Origin of the sequence: Rheinheimera pleomorphica (assembly GCF_011634895.1) — a bacterium.
Lineage (GTDB): Bacteria > Pseudomonadota > Gammaproteobacteria > Enterobacterales > Alteromonadaceae > Alishewanella > Alishewanella pleomorphica.
Genome location: NZ_SIRR01000008.1, coordinates 158,826 through 181,672 on the forward strand (window position 1 = coordinate 158,826; position 22,847 = coordinate 181,672).

The 22,847-nt window shown below is 50.4% G+C and carries 20 protein-coding genes and 4 tRNA genes; 7 read left to right on the forward strand and 17 right to left on the reverse strand.

Annotated elements, in window-relative coordinates:
• Positions 1 to 33: 33 nt before the first annotated feature.
• Positions 34 to 1,986 carry an LTA synthase family protein gene (locus tag EYB30_RS09880; RefSeq protein WP_166838759.1) on the reverse strand — a complete coding sequence of 651 codons (1,953 nt, stop codon included), beginning with the start codon at positions 1,984 to 1,986 and terminating at the stop codon, positions 34 to 36.
• A gap of 222 nt (positions 1,987 to 2,208) precedes the next feature.
• Here EYB30_RS09880 and EYB30_RS09885 point away from each other — a divergent pair, with 222 nt between their 5' ends.
• The 4 genes from EYB30_RS09885 (at position 2,209) to EYB30_RS09900 (ending at position 5,891) form a co-directional block, all read left to right on the forward strand.
• Complete coding sequence (locus tag EYB30_RS09885; protein ID WP_206674613.1) at positions 2,209 to 2,910, forward strand: phosphatase PAP2 family protein; 702 nt, start codon at positions 2,209 to 2,211, stop codon at positions 2,908 to 2,910.
• Positions 2,911 to 3,063: 153 nt separating this feature from the next.
• Complete coding sequence (locus EYB30_RS09890) at positions 3,064 to 3,732, forward strand: response regulator (protein ID WP_166838761.1); 669 nt, start codon at positions 3,064 to 3,066, stop codon at positions 3,730 to 3,732.
• Complete coding sequence (locus EYB30_RS09895; protein WP_166838762.1) at positions 3,722 to 5,110, forward strand: sensor histidine kinase; 1,389 nt, start codon at positions 3,722 to 3,724, stop codon at positions 5,108 to 5,110. Before EYB30_RS09890 ends, EYB30_RS09895 begins: the two co-directional genes overlap by 11 nt.
• 187 nt (positions 5,111 to 5,297) lie before the next feature.
• Positions 5,298 to 5,891, forward strand: a complete 594-nt coding sequence (locus EYB30_RS09900; RefSeq protein WP_241698006.1) for a transporter substrate-binding domain-containing protein — start codon at positions 5,298 to 5,300, stop codon at positions 5,889 to 5,891.
• Here EYB30_RS09900 and EYB30_RS09905 read toward each other — a convergent pair.
• The 7 genes from EYB30_RS09905 to dnaQ all read right to left on the reverse strand — a co-directional run bounded on the left by EYB30_RS09905 (position 5,888) and on the right by dnaQ (position 11,506).
• Positions 5,888 to 8,326 (reverse strand): sensor domain-containing protein, encoded by a 2,439-nt coding sequence (locus EYB30_RS09905; protein WP_166838764.1) that lies wholly within the window; start codon positions 8,324 to 8,326, stop codon positions 5,888 to 5,890. The genes EYB30_RS09900 and EYB30_RS09905 overlap by 4 nt on opposite strands.
• Positions 8,327 to 8,855: 529 nt before the next feature.
• A tRNA-Asp gene (locus tag EYB30_RS09910) sits at positions 8,856 to 8,932 on the reverse strand.
• Positions 8,933 to 8,949: 17 nt separating this feature from the next.
• Positions 8,950 to 9,026: transfer RNA gene (locus EYB30_RS09915), tRNA-Asp, on the reverse strand.
• Between the two features lie 26 nt (positions 9,027 to 9,052).
• Positions 9,053 to 9,129: transfer RNA gene (locus tag EYB30_RS09920), tRNA-Asp, on the reverse strand.
• Between the two features lie 54 nt (positions 9,130 to 9,183).
• Positions 9,184 to 9,260 (reverse strand) — tRNA-Asp (locus EYB30_RS09925).
• A 108-nt stretch (positions 9,261 to 9,368) separates the two neighbouring features.
• The gene (locus EYB30_RS09930) at positions 9,369 to 10,817 is read right to left on the reverse strand and encodes a TIGR03503 family protein (RefSeq protein ID WP_166838765.1); all 1,449 of its coding nucleotides are present in this window, start codon (positions 10,815 to 10,817) and stop codon (positions 9,369 to 9,371) included.
• Positions 10,805 to 11,506: a DNA polymerase III subunit epsilon gene (gene dnaQ / locus EYB30_RS09935; protein WP_166838766.1), complete on the reverse strand. Its 702-nt coding sequence runs from the start codon at positions 11,504 to 11,506 to the stop codon at positions 10,805 to 10,807. Before dnaQ ends, EYB30_RS09930 begins: the two co-directional genes overlap by 13 nt.
• Before the next feature lie 65 nt (positions 11,507 to 11,571).
• Here dnaQ and rnhA point away from each other — a divergent pair, with 65 nt between their 5' ends.
• A complete protein-coding gene (rnhA, locus tag EYB30_RS09940) occupies positions 11,572 to 12,048 on the forward strand; it encodes a ribonuclease HI (RefSeq protein ID WP_166838767.1) in 477 nt (158 codons plus the stop codon).
• A 146-nt stretch (positions 12,049 to 12,194) separates the two neighbouring features.
• On the opposite strand, the gene EYB30_RS09945 is transcribed toward rnhA, so the two are convergent.
• From EYB30_RS09945 to EYB30_RS09980, 8 genes are all read right to left on the reverse strand, one after another.
• A complete protein-coding gene (locus EYB30_RS09945) occupies positions 12,195 to 12,779 on the reverse strand; it encodes a glutathione peroxidase (protein ID WP_166838768.1) in 585 nt (194 codons plus the stop codon).
• A gap of 84 nt (positions 12,780 to 12,863) precedes the next feature.
• Positions 12,864 to 14,909, reverse strand: coding sequence for a TonB-dependent receptor (locus tag EYB30_RS09950; RefSeq protein WP_166838769.1), 2,046 nt, complete (start codon positions 14,907 to 14,909; stop codon positions 12,864 to 12,866).
• A 9-nt stretch (positions 14,910 to 14,918) separates the two neighbouring features.
• Positions 14,919 to 15,431 (reverse strand): hypothetical protein, encoded by a 513-nt coding sequence (locus tag EYB30_RS09955; protein WP_166838770.1) that lies wholly within the window; start codon positions 15,429 to 15,431, stop codon positions 14,919 to 14,921.
• Positions 15,431 to 16,501 carry a tetratricopeptide repeat protein gene (locus tag EYB30_RS09960; protein WP_166838771.1) on the reverse strand — a complete coding sequence of 357 codons (1,071 nt, stop codon included), beginning with the start codon at positions 16,499 to 16,501 and terminating at the stop codon, positions 15,431 to 15,433. The genes EYB30_RS09955 and EYB30_RS09960 overlap by 1 nt, the downstream gene beginning before the upstream one ends.
• A 54-nt stretch (positions 16,502 to 16,555) precedes the next feature.
• Positions 16,556 to 17,038, reverse strand: coding sequence for an Ig-like domain-containing protein (locus EYB30_RS09965; RefSeq protein ID WP_166838772.1), 483 nt, complete (start codon positions 17,036 to 17,038; stop codon positions 16,556 to 16,558).
• A 10-nt stretch (positions 17,039 to 17,048) separates the two neighbouring features.
• Positions 17,049 to 18,620, reverse strand: coding sequence for a DUF4331 domain-containing protein (locus EYB30_RS09970; RefSeq protein WP_166838773.1), 1,572 nt, complete (start codon positions 18,618 to 18,620; stop codon positions 17,049 to 17,051).
• 131 nt (positions 18,621 to 18,751) lie between these two features.
• Positions 18,752 to 19,429, reverse strand: coding sequence for an anti-sigma factor (locus EYB30_RS09975; protein ID WP_166838774.1), 678 nt, complete (start codon positions 19,427 to 19,429; stop codon positions 18,752 to 18,754).
• Entirely contained in the window at positions 19,426 to 19,980 is a 555-nt protein-coding gene (locus tag EYB30_RS09980) for an RNA polymerase sigma factor (protein WP_166838775.1), read from the reverse strand. Before EYB30_RS09980 ends, EYB30_RS09975 begins: the two co-directional genes overlap by 4 nt.
• A gap of 179 nt (positions 19,981 to 20,159) precedes the next feature.
• Here EYB30_RS09980 and EYB30_RS09985 point away from each other — a divergent pair, with 179 nt between their 5' ends.
• A complete protein-coding gene (locus tag EYB30_RS09985; protein ID WP_166838776.1) occupies positions 20,160 to 21,200 on the forward strand; it encodes a glutathione synthetase in 1,041 nt (346 codons plus the stop codon).
• Between the two features lie 87 nt (positions 21,201 to 21,287).
• Positions 21,288 to 21,482, forward strand: a complete 195-nt coding sequence (locus tag EYB30_RS09990; protein ID WP_166838777.1) for a PA3496 family putative envelope integrity protein — start codon at positions 21,288 to 21,290, stop codon at positions 21,480 to 21,482.
• Between the two features lie 41 nt (positions 21,483 to 21,523).
• Here the strand turns inward: EYB30_RS09990 and fabB are convergent, their stop codons facing one another.
• Positions 21,524 to 22,738, reverse strand: a complete 1,215-nt coding sequence (gene fabB / locus EYB30_RS09995) for a beta-ketoacyl-ACP synthase I (RefSeq protein WP_166838778.1) — start codon at positions 22,736 to 22,738, stop codon at positions 21,524 to 21,526.
• Positions 22,739 to 22,847: the final 109 nt, after the last annotated feature.

Below are 22,847 nucleotides of genomic sequence, written 5' to 3' on the forward strand. Positions count from 1 at the left end.
CAATACTTAAGCAAACCTTAAGTGCGGCTGCGCTTAGTGCTTGGCGTGATATTTCTGCTGACGGTACAGATAAGATGGCAACAATACCTGCGCCAAGGCCCGTTGCACCTGCTGGCTATCAGGTGCATGCAAAGCAAGCTGCAATTGCTTTTGTTCAGGATGGTAATATCCGGCGACTGCGCTCTGCCCAGGCCGCAAAATAGTGACCTGTTGCTGCTGCATCAGGGCAAAATACTGATCAAACTGCATCAGTGCCCGCCCCGGGCTGCTATCATCGCGGCTGAAATCACGACCTATCAGGGGTATGTTGGCATTGATACCCATTAACGATAACAGCGTAGGCGCTAAGTCAATCTGGCTGGCAACAGGCTTAATGCGCTTCGGCGTAATATCAGCGCCCAGGATCAGTGCCGGAATATGAAACTTCTCAACAGGCACCAGATTATTGCCATACACTCTGTTGTCGTGATCGGCGACGATGACAAACAGCGTATTCTGCCAATACGGCTGCTGTCTGGCATGGGCCATAAACTGCCCCAGCGCAAAATCGGCATATTTAACCGCATTATTCATCGTTGCCTTGGGCTGCTCAAACAAACTGATGCGGCCATCGGGAAACTCGAACGGCGTATGATTAGACGAGGTAAAAACTAAACTAAAGAACGGTTTTTGTTGCTGGTGCAACTGCGCCAGATGGCTTGCGGTGGCGTTAAACACGTCTTCATCACTGGCCCCCCAGCTGCCAACAAAAGCCGGATTTTGTATTTGTGCTAAATCGATGATCTGCTCGATACCATTACCGGTAAAAAAACTGCGCATATTGTCAAAGTGCGCCTCACCGCCATAAATAAAACTGGTGTTGTAGCCCTGCTGGCCTAAGGTTGTGCCAAGCGTGTAAAAGTTCTGCTGTGATAAACTCAATTTCACCGTACTTTGCGCCGGCGTAGGCATAAAACCAGACACCACAGCTTCAATGCCGCGCACCGAACGGGTGCCAGTGGCATACATTTGCTCAAACCACCAGCCATGGTGTTTTAGTTTTTCCAGCTCTGGCGTTACCGGCACACCACCTAATGATTCAACAAAGGTGGCCCCCAGGCTTTCCTGCAAAATAATCACCAGGTTAAGCGGTTTGTCGCGCACAATGTTGGCCTGGTGGTAATGCAAGGTAGGTAAGTTGGCATCATTAAACCTAAGGTGTTTTAACCAAGGCCAGTCTAACGCTAGCTTAAGCATATCCTCATCCGGCAGCTTGCCGTAAATCTCGCCGGAACGCGCTTCGTGCTTCATATTATACAGCGCATAAAATACTGAGTAGGGTGAGCTGATAATCAACGAGTTCACTAAGGCATCATTGGTAATGGCAAAAAAAGCCGGATTAGCCGGGCGATGATCAGTGGTAGAGCGCACAGCTGCAAATACCAGCAGCACAACCAGCGGCCAGCTTAACCACAAGGTTTTTGCTGAGTAAGGTTGTGTGGCAGCGCTAACCATATTCAGCAACTTATGTAAGCTCCATAACAGCGCCACTGTTAACAGCACGCTGCTTAGCAGCATAGCACGGTAGCCTTGCCATAAGGTGCTAAACACCTCTTTGGGGTATTTCAGATACTCGACATACAAGCGGTTTGGTCTTATGTCGTATTGCAAAATAAACTGCGGTGTCGACACTTCGATAAAAATAACCAGGCACAACCCTAGCAGCACCCAAACATGGCTAAAACGGCGCCACAGTGTAAAACTGCGCTTCAGCGCAAGTAGCGGTGCCAACAGCAAAGGGATGATTAACCATAAGCCGGCAAATATCAGGTCAGCTCTGACCCCTTGCAGCAGCATCGTGGCCAGGTCGCCAGCGGCGCTTACCCGGTCGAACTGCCAGATAAATAGCCCTAACCGGCTGGCGGACAGCAGCAACATCACTAGCAACATCACCAGATACTGCAAGTAAGGGCCCACTACTGCGCTAACTTTTGTTATAGCTCGCATACAACATCTTCCACTACACTTTTGCTGCATGCTATGAAGACAAGCTTAAGCAACACTTAAGCTGGCAGCATTAAGCTTTGTGGATAACTCACAGAGTGGAGTAGCAGAGATGCTTGGGATAACGCCGCAACATGGCTGGCAGTTTGCACAGACAATAACAAAAACGCAGCGTTCGAATATTGCTAAGCCAGAACCTGTTGTGCAGCCTGCCAGTCATTACCTATGTTGATACGCCAGTTTCTGTGCAGTAAAAGCTTTGTTTTATTGCTCATAGCTTATCTGTTGCTTTTGCTGTTATTCGATATCGGCGGTGGTGATATCTGGTTGGCCGCTAAATTGTATGCGCTGGAAGGCCAACAATGGGCGCTTAGAGATTACTGGTTAACGGAAGACGTTTTGCACCGTGGCGCGCGCAAACTGAACTACCTGCTGGCACTGGCTACAGTTGTAACCGCTGTGTATTACAACTGGCTGGATAAAACAAAACCTACATTGGCTAAAGCATATCTGGCATTAACTCTGTCGCTGCTATGCTCTTTTGCTCTGGTTGCCTATCTTAAAGCCATCACCAATATTGCCTGCCCCTGGAGCCTGGCGATGTTTGGCGGTAATGAGCCTTATATTCATATATTACAACCCCGTCCATCTTATTTACCTTATAGCCAGTGCTTTCCGGCCGGCCACGCCAGCGTAGGTTATGCCTGGGTTGCACTGTATTATTTTTTTCGTCACTGCCGGCCACACTACCGCTATGCAGGCCTGGCTGCCGGTCTTATTGGCGGCGCTATGCTCGGCTTTACCCAGCAATTGCGTGGCGCCCACTTTATGTCTCATGACTTAACAACACTGTTTATTTGTTTGTGCTGCGCTAAATTATGCTTTGCCGCTATCTTCGCGACCGCTGCCAACCCGAGCAAAAGCTAAGCAGGAACACTATTGGCAAGTTGAATAGCAGGCCACAGACACGACAATGTTTTTACTACTATGCTATCGCTATTTGCGGTAAAAACAACAACACTAAGACCTGAGCTGAATTTAACAACAGGTTGTCGTACTCGCTAACATAAGAGCAAGATAATGCGGATTTTACTGGTAGAAGATGATGAGTTACTGGCCAAAGGCATGATTACCCGGCTAAAACATATGGGCTATCAACCCGAGCACTGCACGACCGGCAAGCAAGCCTTGATGGCAGCACAAGCGAGTAGCTTTGAACTGATGATCCTGGATTTAGGCCTGCCGGATGGCTTTGCGCTGGATCTGATCCGGCAATTGCGCCAAAGCGGTGTTAGCATGCCCATTTTGGTGTTAACCGCACAAAGCCAGTTAGACACCAAACTCACTGCATTGAACAGCGGCGCCGATGATTATCTGGTAAAACCGATAGATGTACTGGAACTGGAAGCCCGTATTCGCGTGCTAAGCCGGCGCCAGCAACAGCGGCGTGATGACAGCCTGCAGCTGGCCGGCATCAGCCTGAATTTGCACAATCATCAGTGCCGGTTTCAGCAGCAGGATGTTAGCTTAACCCGGCGCGAATTTATGCTGCTTAAAGAGTTTATGTTAAAGCCCGACCGCATTTTATCGCGCCAGCAGTTAGAAGAGCTGAGCTATGGCTGGGATGGCGATACCGAAAGCAATGCCATAGAGGTGCATATTCATAATTTACGCAAAAAACTCAGCCCCGAGGTGATAAAAACCGTACGCGGTGTCGGTTATATGTTGGTCAGCCAACATGCGCATTAACAGTATTAAGTTTTACCTGCTGCTGGGCATTAATCTGCTGATGTTAGGTACCCTAAGCCTGAATGCCTATATTGCTTATCATGATGCGCTGCACGAGCTGGACGAAATCTATGATGCCGAGCTGGCACGCAGTGCCAAATTAATTAGCCTGCTGCTAAGCAGTGGCGAGCCGCGTGGGGCGAAAGACCAACCGGTTGTGGTCGCTGTGCCGCATATTACGGATATGGGCGAATCACTCAGCGCGCAACAGGAGCGGCTGCTGGATGGCCATAAATACGAAGGCAAAATAGCCTTTCAGGCCCAACAAGGTGACCGACTGATTATGCTGTCGGAAAATGCGCTGCAATTTCCGACAGCAAAGCGCCAGAGCGGTTACCACGAAATTACCGAGCACGGTACCCTGTGGGTGACCTTTAGTTATTATGTGCCTGAGCACGATTTGTGGATTTTTACCGCCCAGCGCGAGGATATCCGCGAAGAGCTGGGCGCCCATATTGCCCAGGCGCAGGTAAGGCCGATACTGTTTATGATGCTGCCACTTAGCCTGCTGATTTATCTGGTGATTAAGCTGGTATTGCGGCCGCTGAATTTGTTACAGCAACAGGTAGCAGATAAAACACCGGAACAACTGCACGAAATACGGCTGCAGTTGCCCGCAGAGCTGCAACCGGTGCAAAGTGCCATCAATACCTTATTACAGCGCATCCGCAGCTATTTACAGCAGGAAAAGCGCTTTGTCGCCGATGCCTCGCATGAGCTGCGCACCCCGCTAAGCATTTTGCAATTGCATGCACAAAACCTGAGTACAGCTACCGATCAAGCCGACATTGACGAGGCCACTGATGCGATAACCCAAGGCAGCAAGCGCATGTCGCATCTGGTTGATCAGCTGCTGGCTATTGCCAAACTTGACCATTTGCAACAGATTAACTGCAGCAGCGAGCTGCTTACGCCATTGCTGCATCAGAGTTTATCGCAGCTGCCGTTAAAACTACTGGATAAAGTGCAGTGGCAACTTAACCTGAGCGATAACTGCCAACTGTTTGGCGACAGTACACTGCTACAAAGTGTATTTAGAAATGTGCTGGATAACGCCGCCAAGTATTCCCCGCAAGATGGTATTGTCAGCGTGACCACAACTTGCGATAAGCACAGTACCCGTATCTGCATAAGCAATAGCGGTATGGTTGATACCGAGGTAAACCGTTTGGGCGATCGTTTTTACCGGCATCAGCAGCACCAGAATACTGATGGCGCTGGCCTGGGCTTATCTATTGTGAAACATATCGTGGAGCTGCATCATGGCAGCATCAGCTTTACTGCCAATGCTCAGCATGGCCTTGATGTTAATATCACACTACCTGCAGCGCCTCGCTAAACTCCGACCAGTGAAAATTACATCGGTGCCACTTGCTCAGTCGCTGCGTTACGTTAGTATGAGCAAGTAACGCGACTGAAGGCAAGCCATGCGAATTTTACTCTGTTTTATGCTACTCGTTAGCGCAAACGCCAGCGCTGCGGCAGAAATACGCTTGGGCGTACATAATTTTCCGCCATATTTTGTTATGACTGATCACGAAAACTGCGGTGGTGATGCTGTTGCGCTCACCCGCAGCTTACTGCAAACGGACACGATTAAGCTGACCACTGTCTGTGCCACCCCAGCCCGTTTGTATAAAATGCTGCAAAGCGGCGAGGTCGACCTGACCATCAATATCAAACACACCCAAGCACTACCGGACAATGTCAGCTTTATCGCCCCACCTTATGTACAATTATCGCTGGTACTGTTAACTCATGGCGCGGCGGTGGCGCGGGAAAAACACCCCACCATAGCGGCAATACGCGGTTTCGATTACCATGGTCAGCGTCAGGTGCTGACGGATAAAGGCTACAACTTTATTGATTTACCGGACAGCATCAGCGCTGTTGAAATGTTTATTAAAGGCCGCAGCAGCGCTTTACTGACGTACGAAGCGCCGTTTAATTATTACCTGCAACAACATAACCTGCCGTTTGAAAAACACTATCAGTGCCAGGTATTAGAGCATATAGATGCGTTTTATGTGGTGTCAGAGCAGTCGGTGCATAAAGCTTATATCGATAAAATGCTTACTCAGCACGCCCTGGATGAGCAGTTAAGTTATTTTTCCCGTTAGGTCATGGCCTGGCGTAACCGTTGTTCAATATCGGATAAGCTGGCGGGTTTCGCGTAAAAATAACCCTGGCCAAATTCACAGCCTAACTGTGCGAGCTGAGTTTGCTGCTCTGCCGTTTCAATACCTTCTGCAATAACCGCAACACCTATAGCCCGCGCCATCGCCAGCATCGCTTTGACCAAACTCAGATTATTACCTTTATCCAGTTCCTGCACAAAGACCCGATCAATCTTGATATAGTCAATTGGCAACGCAGTCAGATAGGATAATGACGAATAGCCGGTACCAAAGTCATCGATCGCAATTTTAATACCGGCGCTTCGAAACGCGTTGAGGTTCTCCTGAATGGTAGGAGAGTGTTCCATCGCCACGCCTTCGGTGATCTCCAGTTGCAGGCATGCTGGGGATAATTCCAATAAGCTGAGTTTGCTTGCAATATATTCGTATAACGTTGGATCGGAAAAATGCTTAGCAGTGATATTTACCGCTACAGGTAATGGCTGCAACCCTGCCAGCTGCCATAACCGGATTTGTCGCAGCACATTTTTCAACACCCAGCAGTCCAGCTGCTTACCAAGATTCACGGTTTCGGCAATAGCCACAAACACATCCGGCGCGACCGTACCAAGCTCAGCATCATGCCAACGCAGCAGGGCCTCGTAGCCAATCAATCGCTGCGTTTGTAAATGATATTTCGGCTGCAATACCAGGTTCAGCAAGTCTTGCTCCAGGGCACGGCGTAGCCCCTGTTCTATTTCTAGTTGTCTGGTCAGGGCATTATGAATATCTTCATGATACAGCCGTAATAACAGCCGCTGCTGTTTGGCTTCAAACATTGCCGCCTCGGCCTGGCGCACCAGCACGTGTAGCTCTGTGGCATCATCCGGATAAATACTGACACCGATACATACTGACGGTGAGATTTTTTCATTTGCCAGCCAGTATGGCTCGGTACATTTTTCAATTAAATAGTGCACAAAAGGCAGCAAACCATTACGTTCAGTCACTGGCAGCAATACAATATAATCATCTGCGCCCGGCCTGCAGGCCAGCGCCCCTTCAGGCAACACACTTTGCAACCTGTGAGCAGCCTCTATCAGCATAAGATCACCAAACTCGTGACCATACTTCTCGTTGATCAGCCGAAACCGATGGCAATCAATAAACAAGATGGCGTACGCCTGAAGTGGATCTTGCCGACGGTTAAACTGTTCTGCCAACCCCTCACGGTTTAGCAAACCGGTTAACGTATCAAAATTAGTCAGGAATTTAGCATGATTTTTCGCTTTAACCTGCTCGGTGATATCGATGCCAACGCCCTGAATTTCATCCGCCGACTCAGCGCTGCCGGCCAGATTACTAAAGGTCCAATCGACCCAGTGCACATTATTGTTTGGCCCAAGCATTCTTACCGATAATGAAACCGTGGCAGACTTTTCGGCTAGTCTGAGTTGTTCCAGCAACGTTTCGACATTATGCCGCTCGTCAGCATGGATAAACTCGAAAATTGAAATACCGAGCATTTGAAACAACTGCTGGTTTAGCTGGCGGCAAAAAGCGTTATTAACGAAGGTAAGCCTCGAATTTCTACTTAAACGGCAGATAAATTCTTTCTGGTTTTGCACGATATCGCGATAGCGTTGCTCTGCCGAGATAAGCCGCTGCAATACCGCCTTAAATTCAGATAAGTCATGACAAACACCAACAAACAGCCGCCCCTGTTCAGTGCGGGATTCCCCTACTGACAGGTGCATAGGAAATACCGAGCCGTCTTTGCGTTGCGCCTGCACATCGCGACCAATACCAATAATTTGTGCTTTGCCGCCGGTTTTATAATTTTGCAGGTAACCATCGTGCTTTTCAGCATGTGCCGAGGTCATCAGCATACTGACATTGTTGCCGATGACCTCGTGTTTATGGTAACCAAACAGCTGCTCTGCCCCGCGGTTAAAACTTTGCACTATGCCCCATTCATCAATAGAAATAATGCCATCGACAGCCGCCTCCAGCAGCGCATCCTGCATTGAACGCAAATTAAGATGTGCCTTAACGCTGGCCTGATAAGCGGTTAAGTCATGACAAATGCCGACAAAATAACGCCTGGCACCTGCTTTAGCTTCACCCACCGATAAATGCATTGGAAAGACGCTGCCGTCTTTACGCTTGCCCTGCACATCGCGACCAATGCCAATGATCTTTGCCGCTTTACCAGCATCAATATAATTTGCCAGGTAATCGTCATGTTCACTGTGAAACGGTTCTGGCATCAGTATATGCACATTCTGGCCAATACATTCAGCCGATGTATAACCAAACAACTTCTCTGCCGAGGGCGAAAAAAAGCAAATTAAGCCCTGCTGATCAATGACAATAATGGCATCAACTGCAGAATGCACTATTGCATCCTGCAATTGACTCAGCTCAAAAGTATCCATACCTGGCCAGACCTATTGTTAGCAGGCAATATAATAACTATCTAAATTACATTGCTATTTGTTGACAAGAATTACAACTTTAGAAGTGATGTACCTGTTTTTCCAGGCTGAAGACTACAAAAATCAGACAAAAATAATATAAAAAGCGGACTTTATTAAATAACAATCATCAACAGCCAGCCAAGCCGTTAACAGAGAGTAACCGACTGAACTAGCGCCGCCTAAAAGCAAAAAACCAGCATTAAGCTGGTTTAAAGTGGCTTCGCTGTCAGGACTCGAACCCGCGAGCATTCTGGCTTTTGACGTGACAGGCCGGCTAAGCTCGTAACAGAGAGCAACCGACTGAACTAGCGCCGGCTAAAAGCAAAAAACCAGCATTAAGCTGGTTTAAAGTGGCTTCGCTGTCAGGACTCGAACCCGCGAGCATTCTGGCTTTTGACGTGACAGGCCGGCTAATCTCGTAACAGAGAGCAACCGACTGAACTAGCGCTGGCTAAAAGCAAAAAACCAGCATTAAGCTGGTTTAAAGTGGCGGAGCGGACGGGACTCGAACCCGCGACCCCCGGCGTGACAGGCCGGTATTCTAACCGACTGAACTACCGCTCCGGTGTGTATCGAAAAATTGGCGGAGCGGACGGGACTCGAACCCGCGACCCCCGGCGTGACAGGCCGGTATTCTAACCGACTGAACTACCGCTCCGGATCAGGAAGCTTAATTCGATACAGTGGCGGAGCGGACGGGACTCGAACCCGCGACCCCCGGCGTGACAGGCCGGTATTCTAACCGACTGAACTACCGCTCCGCGCTGGAGTGAGCTTGCGCTCTTTGGCTTTTGCCTTACGGCAACTTACTGAATTGGCGGAGCGGACGGGACTCGAACCCGCGACCCCCGGCGTGACAGGCCGGTATTCTAACCGACTGAACTACCGCTCCGCACCAATTGCGCTGCAAGATTTCATTTGGGTATCCTGCAGTGCGGCGGGAATGATACGGATTAGCCGATAGGCCGTCAACACCTTTTTTGCCGCTTTTGCCTAATCCTTAATCATCCGGTAAGGTCAGATCAAGAATGTCATCCATATCGTTGTTTTTTTGTGCATTGCTGCCGTTTTTGTCTGCACCGGCTGACGAAGCTGAACTTGCCGCGGCCTTGGTTTGTGCTGGCGCTTTTTTACGCCAGAACATCAGATCGGCCAGTTTACGGTCAGTCATCGTCATCCAAATAGCTAACACGCCCCCGGCGACAATCAGCACATTCACCAGAATAACCAAAACCCACGGAAACTCGGGCTCTGGCGGGGCGTTTTCTGCCGCGATTTGATCTTTGATATGTTGTGGCAGCTCTTCAAGCACCTTAGCTTCAACCACAGGCCGGTTTACCACAAAGCTCACTTCCGGCAAATTCAGCATAAACTCACGGCCATCGCGCATAGTGCCATAGGCTGACACTTCCAAAATATAGCTGCCATGGCCACGGTTATGTAATTTCAGCTCGCGGGGTGTGCTACCAGGCTCATTTAACGCAAAACCTTCTATCTCGCCATCTGGGTAACGTATCCGGCCCTGTAATAACAGCGTCTCAGCATTGACACTGTCATCGGTCACCCGAAATAACACCTGATGCGGCAGCGCTTGTTGTTCGGGTTGGGTGTCATCCACTGCGGGCGATGCGGTAATATCAGCCACAATAGGTGCCGGCATCAGCACAACGGGTGCCTGCTCTACCTCGCGGGTGTACAGCGGTGTTCTGACAACATATTTCGGCGTCCATTCACCCGCGACAAAACGCAGTTGAAACTCACCGGTGAAAACGCCATCACGGGCACGTTCATCATAACCTTTACCATCGTCACGAAATTGTGCTACCTGCACCACGCCGCGGCCAAAGTTATCAAACTGGGCATTATTAGTGCTAACAAAGATCACCTCCAACGCCAGCACTTCGCTAAAATCTTTCGCGGTAATGGGCTTATCGCCATTGGTTAAACGGGCATTAATTTTAATGGTTTCGCCGACCATCAAGTTCGCTGGCAGCGGGTCAACCTGCAATTTAATCTCAGTCAGCAGCATAATGCGGCTTTCTGGCAGTAAGCGGCCTATTACCTGCCAGGGTCCTGGCATCGGATTTTTAATTTCGATCAGATCATAGCTGCTGGCATCATGCCAACGCACCTGTTGTGCCTCAGCGGTATTAAAGTAGATTTTACTGCCATCAGGTTTAACCAGCACCACAGACGCCGAGCCACGCCGGCGAAACAGTAATAATGTGATTTCTTCAACTTTATCATCAACACGAAAACGGTTCTCAAACAGCGGGATCTGGTTTTTGGTGGGTAAATCATCCAGCACCGCAAAACCATGCTGCGCCAGCATTTGCTCTGTGTCGGCAACAACCTCTGGCTGGCCACTGTCTGTTGCTTGTTGTTGCGCCAGTACAGCAATGCTGAATAACCAGCCAAACAGTAAAACTAAGCAGTTCAGTTTCGCCACAGGCAGCTGCCTCCTTTTTTCTGTACCAGATCCAGCCGGCTCTCATGTGCTGCCAGCTCGGCTTCGCTGGCCCGTATAACCTTCAACCGGCCGCTGCGTTGTATTGCCACGGGGCCGCTTTGCCCGTCAGTGCCGTCTTGCTCGTTGGCCAGATTTAAACTGACCTGACCACCGGTCATCAATAAATACACATCGGCCAGGATCTCAGCATCAAGCAAAGCGCCGTGCAAGGTACGGTGGCTGTTGTTGATATCGTAACGCCGGCACAACGCATCCAGGTTGTTCTTCTGTCCAGGATGCATTTCCCGCGCCATCAGCAAGGTGTCAAGGATAGTGCAGTATTGCTCTACCGGTGGCAGCGGCGGTTGCAATAAGGAAAATTCATGGTTAATAAAGCCAACGTCGAACGCCGCGTTGTGAATGACCAGCTCAGCGCCCTGAATATAGTCATAAAAGTTTTTCGCTATCTGCCGAAATACCGGCTCATCTTTTAAGCGTTCGTTGGTAATACCGTGCACCGCCACGGCTTCGGCGTCAATAATCCGCTGCGGGTTAATATAGACATGAAAATTATTACCGGTAAAACGGCGGTTAATCAGCTCTACACAGCCAATTTCAATGATGCGGTGACCGTCTTTGGGGTTAATACCTGTGGTTTCAGTGTCGAGAATAATTTGTCTTTTAGCCATGGCGGTTTCGTTTTTTACAGCATTTGGGTTAGATTATACGCCGTTTTGGTTTGAGGAAAGGCTTTATGCGCAAAACTGTTGCGATCTATACCGATGGCTCCTGCCTGGGTAACCCGGGGCCGGGCGGCTACGGTGCTGTACTGATTTATAAACAGCATCGCAAGGAATTAAGCGGCGGCTATAAACTGACAACCAATAACCGCATGGAACTGCTGGCCGCTATTATTGCGCTGGAAAGCTTAAAAGACAGCTGTGATGTTGAGCTAACCACCGACAGCCAGTATGTACGCCTGGGCATTACCCAATGGCTGGCCGGTTGGAAACGTAATAACTGGAAAACCAGCCAGAAGCAGCCGGTAAAAAACCAGGACTTATGGCAACGGCTGGATGCAGCAGCGGCAAGCCACAAGGTAAATTGGCACTGGGTGAAAGGCCATGCCGGCCACCCGGAGAACGAACGGTGTGATGTATTAGCCCGCAGCGCAGCTGAGGCAAAACCGACCACTGTTGATACCGCGTTTGAACTGAGCCAAAAGGCATAGCAACAAACTTGAGTTGCAGCTAACCCGTCAACTGCGGCTGGAACCTCAATTTGGTTATCACAGAGTGTCTGAGACCGAGCCATAGCGAGGTCGAGTTGCTGTGATAAGCCAAAGGAGTGTTGCAGCAAAAGCAGTTGACCTACACCTTACTCGCCAGCTTTGCTTTCAGCCATAGCACCTGCATTGGCCGCTAACATTTTCTCCAGCTCAGCAATAAAGGCTTTATCATCCGGTGCTGTACGGCTGCCAAAATGCTTCACGGTTTGCTCGTCGGCGCTCACCAGATACTTATTGAAGTTCCAGCTGGGTGATTCACCGGTTTTGGCAATTAACGCCTTAAACACCGGATTGGCCTCGTCACCTTTCACTTTAGAACTGGCAAACATCGGGAATTTCACGCCGTAGGTTAAGTAGCATACTTCCGCCGTTTTTTCGGCGTCATCATATTCCTGCATAAAGCTGTCTGATGGAAAGCCCAGGATCACCAGGCCTTTATCCTGATACTGCTGATACAGCGCTTCTAACCCCTCAAACTGCTTGGTAAAACCGCACTTGCTGGCCGTATTCACCACCAACAGTGTCTTGCCCTTGAAGCTATCGCATAAATCCACGCTCTCACGGGTATTTAACTGCTGCATAGAATGGCCAAGAATGTCACCACACTGGTTTGCCAGCGCTGGCATCGCCAGCATAGCGGCGGCCAGTGCCGCTGCATTAATTAACGTTTTCATTATTCTCTCCTGTAGGGCTGCAAATGGTGCAGTAGGCTAATACGTAGCATATGCCTAAGCCGATCTTTACGCTAGCTACCACGGTTAAAACCGATACGCCAGTTTTAACCTGGCAGTGCGTGGCTCCAACGGGTGCGAATGCTTATCGGCTATGCCTTCGGCGGGTTCGCCCGGCAGGCGCGACGCATAAAAATAATCGATGTCGCTGTTATTACTATCGAAAATATTAAGTAATTCTACCGCCAGCTGCCAGCGCTGCCAGTCATAACGGTAACCGGCGTTAACGGTGGTGGTGGCGTCTGAGCGCTGCTGGTTAACGCTATCCAGCGTGCGCTTGCCAAAATGGCGTAAACGCAGGCTAAGCTGCCAGGGATTATCAGCTTTGTATATCAGCCCCATACTCAGCACTGCAGGCAAAGCACCATCAATGTAATTGCCCTCGCCCTCTAACGGCTGGCTAAAGCGTGAGCGGGTTAATGCCAGCTCAGTATCCAGACTCCAATTACTATTTAACCAATAATACGCCGCAACCTCGAGACCGTAGCGTCTGGAGGCGCGGCTTGGCTCGTTGGTGCCGGCATCACCTACATACAACAATTCAGAGTCCATATCCAGGTACCAAACTGCAGCCGAGACATTTAACGCCGTGTAATCGAAAAACCTCAAGCCAAGCTCAGCACCATTTGTGCGTACCAACAGGTCAACCGGTGCAACGTTATCACCGCTTTGCGGATCAATCCGTGTGGTTGCGCCACGCGCATCATTAGAATGAAAACCCTGGCCGGCATTGAAATAAGCCTGCCAGTTAGCGGCAAACTGATAACTCAGGCCGGCTTTTAGTGAGGTAATACCCTCGGTTGCCTCACCACTGTTAGCGGCCAAATCACTGCTAACATCGACGCTGAAATAGTCATAGCGCAGCCCCAGATGCGCATTCCAGTCACTGTTTAGTTGCAGGGTACTTTGGCTAAACAGCGCAGCGGAACCTTGTTGTACCGCATCCTGGCGCACCGTGCTTAAACGCTGACGCTGCTGGGTGTTAAACAGACCGACTTCGCCAATGTCGTCGTAGCGTAATTGCACGCCCACCACATGCTCAACAGCGAACTCGCCCCATTGTTGATGCCAGTGCCGGCTAAACTCACTACCATAAATCCAACGCTCGTCGACTTGTTCAAATTGATCACCGTTAATCGGATCGTTTAAGAAGTAAGTAAAGTTTGACCACAGATCCAGTTCTGATTTTATGGCATAGGCGTTCCATTGCCAGGCGTCACTGTACCAACTGGCAGACACACTGTTGCGGCTGCTTTGGCCACCGACACTGGTGTCAAGCGAACCGAGCGCATCAATCAGCCCCTGTTGTACCGCACGCTGCGGGATCTGATCAGCGGCGTTCCAGCTGTTTTCATAGGCCATCAACGTCAGCGCAAACTGGCCGCTGCCAACTGGCTTGCTGTAACGCGCCAGCAGGTTTCGTTTATCTACATCTTCATTAATATCACTCCAGGGGCCGTCGTATTGCTGCAGCTCAGCGGCCAGCAGCACATCAGCCTTACCCTGTTTTACATTGCCTTTTAACAGCAAGCGTTGGTAGTTATCCATGCCGAAGGTGAGTTCTGCCGCGTTGCGGGTGCGATTTTGTATGCCAAAACGGGCGACACCGGCGGCGGAGAAATCGCCGCTGTTGGCATGATAGGCACCTTTTTGATAATCAATTTGTGACACCAATTCAGGAATTAAAAAACTTAAATCACTATACCCCTGGCCATGGCCGTGGCTGCGCATATTGACCGGCATACCATCAACGTAGCTGGCAAAGTCAGTGCCGTGGTCAAGGTTAAAGCCACGCAAAAAATATTGATTAGCCTTACCGCTGCCGCTGTGCTGTGTAACGACCATACCGGGAATAAATTCCAGAACCTCACCGGTGCGCAGCAGTGGCCGATCAGCAATTTCAGCATTACCTATCAACCCTTCCGAAGCTGAACTGGCCAGCCCCAGCAAATCGGTTTGCCGGCCTTTTACGCTGATTTGCTCCAGAATATGCGCTGACAGCGGATCGGCTGAGGTTGGTACTGGGTTAAATAAAACGGCTGTAGCAACAGCCAGATAACGATAAGCAGCCATCAGATGTCCTTAATCGGCGATAATTGCGGGAAAAAACGGCGATTTAGCCGACAGCACGGCGTTGGCTTTATCCGGCGGCAACTGCCATGACAGCAATAACTTATGGCTATGCTCGCTATCAAACAGTGCCTTGTAGCTCAGCTGCCAGCCCTCGTTGCTGTCACAGCGCACCTGCAGCGGCAACAGCAAAAACGTATCCTGTTGCATACGCTGCACCAACCAGTCAGCCGCAGCGGTTTGCATACTGCATACCCCGGCGGCACTGTTAAAGCGCAGGCGCTCACTGATGTATTGTTGCAACTGAGGTTCACTATCCAGCACCTGCTGCCAGCTCACCTGATGGTTATTTTTTGCCTGAATAAGACCCGCCTGGGCTAAGTCATGCAGTGCCACTTTCCATAGCAGAACCGGTTGCCCCTGTTGTTTAGTTACGTCCATATAGGCCGTGCTAAATTTGTGTGCCACAACGGGCGAGGCGCAAAGCATCCAGATAATGGCCAATAGCGGAAAAACATACTTCATTACTCTGCTCCTGCTGCTTGTGCTATCGCCTGGCGGCTTAATGCTAATAAGCGTTGATCATCCGGCTCTTTCGCCGTTTGGTAATTAATGTCTGCCCAATACAAGGCAGATTGCGCATCCGGGCTGATATATAAAAAGTAATGCACCAGATCAGCGGCATGGTCGGTATCGCCACGAGCCAGCCTTACCTGCATCCGCTGCGTTAAGTCTGCACTGAACATTGGGCTTAGCGCTAATTGCTGCTCGGCCCGTGTCAAACGTAGTAGCAAGCTATCGGACAATGCCTGAATGTGCTCCAGGGCACTAATCTGCTGATACACTAACTGGGCTTGCCCCAGCGCCAGGCTTAAATCCGCCCATTTCAGCCATAAACTGGTTGGTACCTGCGCCAATATGGGTGTTAACCATTGCTGTGCGGTGGCCATGAGCCCCAACTGCTCGGCCTGTTCGGCCAGAATGCCACGCAGCCAGCTGTCAAGCTCAACCGGCAGGTCTTGTTGGCGCTGCCATAACTGCGTCAGTGCTGCATAACTTTGCTGCCAGTCACCACGCCGGCCTGCCACTTCGTAACTGCAGACCGAAAATAGAAATAAATCCTGCTGCCACAAACGGCTACAAGCCTGCTGTGCAGCGTCCAGCTGATGCATTGCCAGATGCACCCGAGCCGCCATTAAACTGGCCTGTATATGCTGTGGCTCACGTTGCAGTACCTGATCTAAGGTGTGTAGCGCCGCCACAAACTGATGCTGCTGTTGCAACATATCTGCCCGCAGCAGTAAATAATGCTGGCGTTGACGGCCGTCATCACTGATAGCGCCTAACAGCTGCTCTGCCTGATGAAACCAATCAGCAAAGCCGGGGCGGCGCGCGCCCTGTAAATACCGTTGCGCCAGCTGCAGTTTAACAGTGTCATCCGGTGCCTGCTGCAAGGCTTGCTGCAGTTGCTGCATTTCAGCGCTGACAGGCAGCACCGTGGCTAACGTCAGCTGCTGTGCGGCGTCCGGTTTAAATTCGGTTGCGCTGGCCAATGAACACCACAGCGCAGCGGCAATATAGATAAATATACGCATCGGGCACCTGAAAAAAGTAAGCGGAGCCTTAAGCTGGCTCCGCTATGGTTGCTATTACTGACCGCTGAGTAAATCGGCGTAGTCGGCCTCACTCATCGCATCCTGGCTGAACTTACGGCCATTCAGTGGTAATGCGGTGTCTTGTTCATCCTGACTAAACGCAGTACGGCTGTAAGTTAAAAACGACACCACCGCCACCGCGACATCAATATTGACCTGGCCACTGGCGGTGAGCTCACCGTCGGAGACTGAGACCATAAAGCTGTCGCTGCCGGTAAACTCTGGCGCCGGGGTGTAGGTAAAACGGCCGTCTGAGTCCAATGCCAGGCTGCCGTTTTGCGGCGGCGCGGTAACCGAGAACTGCAAGCTGTCGCCGTTTTTATCACTGGCGCTCAGCCTATCCATTACCGCGACATCCGTTTCGGTAACAAAACTGTTAGCACCCAGTTGTGGCGCGACATTCGGCTTATCAGAGTCGTTGCATGCGCTGAGCAGCGCAGCGGCCATTACGGCCAGTACTAAGGTTAACTTGTTCATTCAACGCTCCTTAATTGGGTGAGCCGGCCAGCGGCGTTAGCAAATACGGAAAGCTGGCGTTTAACATGCTGGCATTAACAGGGGCGCCGTCTGTAAAAGGTACATTACCCACAGGCGCATCTTCTGGCGCACAGAAGCCTAAGTTCGTTTGTTCACCGGCCACAGGGATGTCATGGCACAGTGCCCCCATTACTACGCGTAACGCTATATCTACTACATCGTCGCCAGGACGGCGGCCATTCGGAAAACCCGCTAAGTCGTTGCCTGCCACACCAAAAGCCGACTGCATCGCCGCAGGTGTTGCAGGAATAGCCGTATTTAACCGCAGCATCTCAGATGGGGTTACTGTCGCAAGTTGGTTAACACCGGCCACCCCGGTTAAAAAAGCCGCGACTAAATCGGTACGCGGAAAATTCGCTGGCGCCAGATCATCAATGCTGGTGCCCAAAGTGGCATTTACCGCATCTTTAAACAGAATATTCAGCAGCGCCGGTAAGCTGGGGTGCGTGACATAGTCGGCGAACTGGCCGTCATCGGCGGGTTTACTGCTGTTGAACTTATCTTTATCGGCCAGGCCAATCACCAGCTCATTCACCAGCGGATTACTTAACCGCGATACCTGCACTAAAGCACCGCCATTCATCTCAGGCCGGGCAAAATTAGCATTGGGGTTTAAAATACGCGCTTGCGGCAGACTGGCGGTGGTCCAGGCACCAATCACGCCATTACCACTGCCGGTAATGCAAGCCTTGGGCACTTCAATGGCCAATGCAGTGACGTTTTTATCAGCCAAATCATCGTTGCCAGTGCTTTGTGTAATACCACCGGGAAAACCGCCGCCATCACCGGCACCGGGTGCGCTATCGCCCTCCACCGGCACATAGTTCACCAGATCAAAAGTTTCGCCCAGGTTTACCACAAAGGGATCTTTACGCTGGCCGACAAATACCCGTGCCATTGCATCGCAACCCGGGAGCGCCACGTTGTACAGGTACTGATCCGCATAAGCCTGATACGCTGTCGCATCACCAAAGGTTTTATTGCCTACATAATCATAGGGTTTGGTAAAGCTGCTGGCACCAGAGGGCATCAACATAGTGCTGCTGGTACCACTGTCTAGTTCCAGCGTGTAATTTTCGATAAAATTCAGCGCCGCCGAACTTTCGGCACTGATGCCACCGACGTTTTTCAATGGCACCGCCACCATTTTCTGATTGCCGTCCGGGCCAATTGGTAATTGTACGCCCGCACCTTCATTAGCCAGACTGTTGCTAAAACGGAAATTAAAGCTCATGTCCGGCATCGCATCACCATCGTTGTCGATATGGATGCTGTATACCGCCTGTGGATCCATGGCGAAATAATTGGGTCCACCGTAGGCATCCTGCAGCGGAATATAATTGGCGATCAGCGTAACGTAATCGTCCCGTCCGGCTTCATAACTGTTAAATAAATAAAAGTCGGTTGCATCAAGCGTCGGCATCCGGGTGATATTTGGCGCTTCGCGGTGGCTTGATGCCTGTGCGCTGCCAATCAGACTTAAAGCGGCAGTAACTGCCAGAAAAGTTGTTGTACGTTTCATTATTGTCGTCCTTCAGGTTAAGTTGCCACCAAGTAACGACTGACTTGTACTATTGGATGCAGCCAGATGCTGACATTTAAAAAAAACATAAAAAAAACCGCCGCAGCGGTTTTTTGTTGCCGTACACCTGATTACAGCGTGACAATTTCAGCGGTAAATAATACCGGGCCACTCGGTGCACCTGTTAGTGAGCCGCCTACCGGCTCAAGGCTCACCGCCAGTGCAGCAATGGCAATGCCATCAGCCGCAGTGGGCCACTCCAGCAGACGTTCGCCCTGCTGCGGTAATAAGCCCAGTGATACTGGGGCCTGACCATTAGCTGGCAGCATCCACAACTCATAATCATGCTGTGCATCATCGGTTACTGTTGCAGTCGCCTTAACGTGTAACCGGTTTTGCGCCTTACTTACCAGCCACCAGGCTTTGGCATCACTGCTTTGAATAACGGCAATCTCCTGCGGTGCTGCGGTGTATAGTATCGGCCGCAGCATAACTACCGCCAGCAAAATTGACGCTGCTGTGGCCAATGCCAGCCAGTACTTAGTGCTGTTGGCAGTTGCCGGTGTTGCAGTAGGTGCAAGCCAGCCCAGACGCTGCTGAATACGTTGCCACACCGCTTTATCCGGCACTGTCGCGGGTAAGCCTTCTGCCAGCGGGTTTAGATGTTGCTCCCAACGCCAGACTGTCTGGCGCACGTTCGGGCTGGCCATCATCAGGCGCTGAAAGCGTTTGCGTGCTGCGCCTTTCATTGCACCGAGAATAAAATCAACCGCCAGGGCATCGAGTAGTTCCTGATCCTGATACTTCATGCTTCAAGGCACCTTTTCAGTTGAGTTAAACCACGGCGGATCCAGCTTTTCACCGTCCCCAATGCAGACCCCGTATGTGCGGTAATTTCCTGATGGCTCAGTCCGTTAAAGTACGCCAGTTGAATTGACTGACGATGCTCGTCGCTAAGACCTTGCATGCAGTCATCCAGTTTCACTTTGTCCCGCACTAAGCCTATCACCTCCCCCGGCTGTACCTCATTGCTGGTTTGATCATGTTCAGGCTCTGAGATATCCAGATGCTCGGCTTTAACCCGACGTGATTTTAATAAATCCAGCGCGCGATAACGGGTAATACTGATCATCCAGCTCATCACACTGCCTTTTTCAGCATGGTAATCGGCGGCATTGTGCCAAATGCGTACAAACGCATCCTGCAGCACATCTTCAGCCCAGTCGTGGCGGCGTAATAAGTGCAGGCTGACAGAGAATAACTTGCCCGATGTCGCCTGGTATAACTGCTCAAACGCCTGTTTATTGCCCTGCGCTGTAGCATACAGCCATTGCAATAATTGTTGTTGTGATTGTTCCATTTGCGCCCCTGTTAAGTTAACCCTTATTTGCAGTTACGACACAGTGGCTGGATTGGATGCAGCAGCCAGAATGCTTAATACAAATTTCACGTGTGTTTTTTTGCTTATCCGCTATCATCCGCTTCCATTTTTTGGCGGCTCTCGTATGCTAAACAGAGCCCCCGTTCACAGAGACCGTTATGCGCATTTGTTTTTTGATGTACCCATGGGAAAAAGTACAGCCAGACGGCGACAGCACTATTCGCATGATCCACGAAGCTGTAAGCCGCGGTCACAGTGTGGCTATTACCCATGCCAATAACTTAACGGTACGCGACAGCGTAGCCCAGGCGTTTTGCAAAGTCTTTGTTAAAGGGCAGAAAATCTCCAGTAATATTGCCAGCTTTTACCGCCATGCCCAGTTTAATCAGCAAAAGCTGCCGCTGGCGGCCTTCGATGCCATTTTTATCCGGCTTAACCCACCACTGGATCCGATAGTGCTGAACTTTCTCGACTCCGTGCGCGAAGATACCTTTATTATGAATGACTTAGACGGCGTGCGTATTGCCAACAACAAAATGTACACCGCATCCTTGCATGACCCGGACAATGAGTTTATTCCGGTTACCCATGTGTCGAAAAACAAAGACTATCTGGCGCGGGTGCTGGCAGAGTCACCAAGCGATAAAATGATTTTAAAACCGCTGAATGGTTATGGCGGCAAAGGCGTGATTGTATTAGAAAAGTCGGCAGCACAAAGCGCACGGTCGTTGCTGGATTTTTATATTGGCGATGCCGACCGCGGTAACTACGTTATTTTGCAGCAATATGTTGAAGGCGCTGAACTGGGTGACATTCGTATATTAATGCTCAACGGTAAACCTATTGGCGCTATGCGGCGTATTCCGCCAGCTGATGATGTGCGCTCTAACGTGCATGCCGGTGGCACTGTGATAAAGCATCAACTGACTGAGCAGGAAAAACGTTTGTGCGCACACATTGGCCCTAAGCTTGCCCGCGATGGATTATTTTTTGCCGGCATTGATGTGATTAACGGCAAACTGATTGAAGTTAACGTGATGAGCCCGGGTGGTATAGCGCGAATAAACCGCTTAAACGGCGTGCGATTGCAAGAAAAAGTAATTGATTTTATTGAGCATATGGTAAGTACTAAAACACAAACGTCACCACGGAAACAGGTGTTTCGCCCACTGCTGACCGATGCCGAAGCGCTTATTTGAAAAATTTTTATCGTGTTTGAAAAAATAATTCACTGTTTAAAACCGCTAAATCTCGGTAAATAGGCAAAAAAAATCTGAGGTGGGCTTATGTCACAGGTAGAAAGCAATGAGTTTGAACTGGATGACTTAACAGACGAGGTTGAGATCATCAAAGATTTATCGCCCAAAGACAGCAAAGCAAAGCAAAAGCTGGAAGCGCGGCGACGCATAGATGAACTACTAGAGCAAAAGCGATTGCGCCAGTTGCTTGATGATTGGGATTTAACCGACGACGAGATGTAAAAAAACGGGCGCTATCTGCGCCCGTTTTTTTTCGCGGTTACTTAGCCGCGGTACTTTTGCATCACCAAGGTGGCATTCGTGCCACCAAAACCAAAGCTGTTTGACATCACCGTATTCAGTTCTGCTGGCGTCGCTTTAGTGACAATATTCAGCCCGGCTGCGGCTTCATCCAGCTCGCCGATATTGATAGATGGCGCTATAAAGCTGTGCTGCATCATTAGCAGTGAATAAATGGCCTCATGTACACCCGCTGCGCCCAGCGCATGGCCTGTCATGGCTTTAGTCGCGCTGATTGCCGGGGTTTTACCGGCGAATACCTGCTGAATAGCACCCAGTTCTTTGACATCGCCCACCGGCGTACTGGTGCCATGGGTGTTAACGTAATCGACCTCGCCGCTGACATTTTGCATCGCCATTTGCATACAACGCACGGCACCTTCACCGCTTGGCGCTACCATATCAAAACCGTCTGAGGTGGCACCATAGCCAACAATTTCAGCATAAATGGTAGCGCCACGGGCCAGTGCATGTTCCAGCTCTTCGACCACCACCATGCCGCCACCGCCACTGATCACAAAACCATCACGGTTAGCATCATAAGTACGGGAAGCCAGTTCCGGCGTATCGTTATATTTAGTCGACAAAGCCCCCATCGCATCAAATTCCATTGCCAGCGTCCAGTGCACTTCTTCGCCGCCACCGGCAAATACGACATCCTGCTTGCCCAACTGAATAAGCTCAACCGCATGGCCAATACAATGCGCACTGGTGGCACAGGCCGAGCTGATGGAATAGTTTACACCCTTAATTTTAAACGGCGTTGCCAGACAGGCAGAACAGGTGCTGGACATGGTTTTAGGCACCGCATAAGGGCCGACCCGTTTTACACCTTTTTCACGCAGAATATCGGCGGCTTCTACCTGCACTTTGGACGAAGCACCACCGGAGCCAGCGACCAGGCCAATGCGCGGGCTGGAAATTTGCTCTTCGGTAAAGCCGGCGTCTTGCATTGCTTCTTGCATTGCCAGATAAGCATAAGCGGCAGCATCAGCCATAAAACGCATGGCCTTGCGGTCAATCAGTTCAGACGGATCCAGTTTAATATTGCCCCATACCTGCGAGCGCAGGCCCAGCTCAGCAAACTGTTCTGACCGGGTGATACCGGAACGACCGGCTTGCAATGAAGCCAGCACTTCGCTTTTGTTATTGCCAATACTGGATACAATACCAATACCTGTGATTACCGCTCTTTTCATGCTTACTCCCAAACGCCGGATAGCTACCGGCAAGGTTAAACTAATACTGTGCGCTATTGTACGGACTTTAGTTGCCAAAGTGGTCAGCTTTCAGCGCACACTTGTACTC

Excerpts from the sequence above, each read along its gene's own strand:
- EYB30_RS09880 (WP_166838759.1), bottom strand. The coding sequence starts at position 1,986 with ATGCGAGCTATAACAAAAGTTAGCGCAGTAGTGGGCCCTTACTTGCAG.
- EYB30_RS09885 (WP_206674613.1), top strand. The coding sequence starts at position 2,209 with ATGTTGATACGCCAGTTTCTGTGCAGTAAAAGCTTTGTTTTATTGCTC.
- EYB30_RS09890 (WP_166838761.1), top strand. The coding sequence starts at position 3,064 with ATGCGGATTTTACTGGTAGAAGATGATGAGTTACTGGCCAAAGGCATG.
- EYB30_RS09895 (WP_166838762.1), top strand. The coding sequence starts at position 3,722 with ATGCGCATTAACAGTATTAAGTTTTACCTGCTGCTGGGCATTAATCTG.
- EYB30_RS09900 (WP_241698006.1), top strand. The coding sequence starts at position 5,298 with ATGACTGATCACGAAAACTGCGGTGGTGATGCTGTTGCGCTCACCCGC.
- EYB30_RS09905 (WP_166838764.1), bottom strand. The coding sequence starts at position 8,326 with ATGGATACTTTTGAGCTGAGTCAATTGCAGGATGCAATAGTGCATTCT.
- dnaQ (WP_166838766.1), bottom strand. The coding sequence starts at position 11,506 with ATGGCTAAAAGACAAATTATTCTCGACACTGAAACCACAGGTATTAAC.
- rnhA (WP_166838767.1), top strand. The coding sequence starts at position 11,572 with ATGCGCAAAACTGTTGCGATCTATACCGATGGCTCCTGCCTGGGTAAC.
- EYB30_RS09945 (WP_166838768.1), bottom strand. The coding sequence starts at position 12,779 with ATGAAAACGTTAATTAATGCAGCGGCACTGGCCGCCGCTATGCTGGCG.
- EYB30_RS09950 (WP_166838769.1), bottom strand. The coding sequence starts at position 14,909 with ATGGCTGCTTATCGTTATCTGGCTGTTGCTACAGCCGTTTTATTTAAC.
- EYB30_RS09955 (WP_166838770.1), bottom strand. The coding sequence starts at position 15,431 with ATGAAGTATGTTTTTCCGCTATTGGCCATTATCTGGATGCTTTGCGCC.
- EYB30_RS09960 (WP_166838771.1), bottom strand. The coding sequence starts at position 16,501 with ATGCGTATATTTATCTATATTGCCGCTGCGCTGTGGTGTTCATTGGCC.
- EYB30_RS09965 (WP_166838772.1), bottom strand. The coding sequence starts at position 17,038 with ATGAACAAGTTAACCTTAGTACTGGCCGTAATGGCCGCTGCGCTGCTC.
- EYB30_RS09970 (WP_166838773.1), bottom strand. The coding sequence starts at position 18,620 with ATGAAACGTACAACAACTTTTCTGGCAGTTACTGCCGCTTTAAGTCTG.
- EYB30_RS09975 (WP_166838774.1), bottom strand. The coding sequence starts at position 19,429 with ATGAAGTATCAGGATCAGGAACTACTCGATGCCCTGGCGGTTGATTTT.
- EYB30_RS09980 (WP_166838775.1), bottom strand. The coding sequence starts at position 19,980 with ATGGAACAATCACAACAACAATTATTGCAATGGCTGTATGCTACAGCG.
- EYB30_RS09985 (WP_166838776.1), top strand. The coding sequence starts at position 20,160 with ATGCGCATTTGTTTTTTGATGTACCCATGGGAAAAAGTACAGCCAGAC.
- EYB30_RS09990 (WP_166838777.1), top strand. The coding sequence starts at position 21,288 with ATGTCACAGGTAGAAAGCAATGAGTTTGAACTGGATGACTTAACAGAC.
- fabB (WP_166838778.1), bottom strand. The coding sequence starts at position 22,738 with ATGAAAAGAGCGGTAATCACAGGTATTGGTATTGTATCCAGTATTGGC.